Below are 824 nucleotides of genomic sequence, written 5' to 3'. Positions count from 1 at the left end.
GAAGCGCAACGCCATCTCGTACGGGACCGGGGCGAGCTACAAAAGGAAGTAATGCAGCATCGCGACCGGATACGCAAATTGCTGCGCACGGTGGGCTGCTGGCAGGACGTCAATGGCGACGTCTCAACCCGTCTCGCGATGGGAAAGTTTTGCTGCCACGACGGTGCGCCCTTGTCGTCAGAGCTGCACGCGCGACTAGCCAGGGAGTGCCGGCGCCTAGTCCTGGCGGAGCAGCAATTTGCCGAGCTCGAAAAAAAATTGATCGACCAATTGTCGGAACCCGTACAGAAACGCATCGCCGACCTCGAACGACTCAAGGCAATCGGTTCAGTGGGGGCTACCCGACTAGTACTCGAACTATTCTGGCGACACTTTGATAACCGGCGCCAAGTGGGGTCCTGTGTCGGTCTGGTGCCCCAGCCCTACGACAGCGGCGAAAGCCGGGTCGACCAGGGAATCAGTAAGCAGGGCAACCGACGAGTGCGCTCCTTGCTGATCGAAATGGCGTGGTTCTGGCTGCGCTATCAGCCCGACAGCGCGATCGCGCAGTGGTTCACACAGCGTACTTTGGGCAATGCCCAGAACAAGCGGGGCAAACGCATCGCCATTGTCGCGGTGGCGCGGCGGCTTGTCATCGCATTGTGGCGCTACCTTGAGCACGGTGTCATACCCGAGGGCGCGGTACTGAAGAATGCAAGAACCGGAGGATAGAAACAGACAGATTCAATTCCTCCATTCGTCGTTACGTAGCACAGCTAAAAGTAGACAGGCCCGCATACTGATTTGGTTGCTCCGCAACCGACACTACTAGATGGGGCTTGTCG

General features: G+C 58.5%; 1 protein-coding gene. It reads left to right on the top strand.

What is annotated here, in order from left to right; all coding sequences use genetic code 11:
• Positions 1-711 (top strand): transposase (locus tag KHO22_RS32330; protein ID WP_211951262.1); only part of this gene is annotated, 711 nt, incomplete at its 5' end.
• Between the last annotated feature and the right edge of the window lie 113 nt (positions 712-824).

It is taken from the genome of Cupriavidus yeoncheonensis (genome assembly GCF_905397275.1).
Lineage (GTDB): Bacteria > Pseudomonadota > Gammaproteobacteria > Burkholderiales > Burkholderiaceae > Cupriavidus > Cupriavidus yeoncheonensis.
Note: the sequence above shows the minus strand (reverse complement) of the source record. Positions and strands in the feature narration are given on the sequence as shown.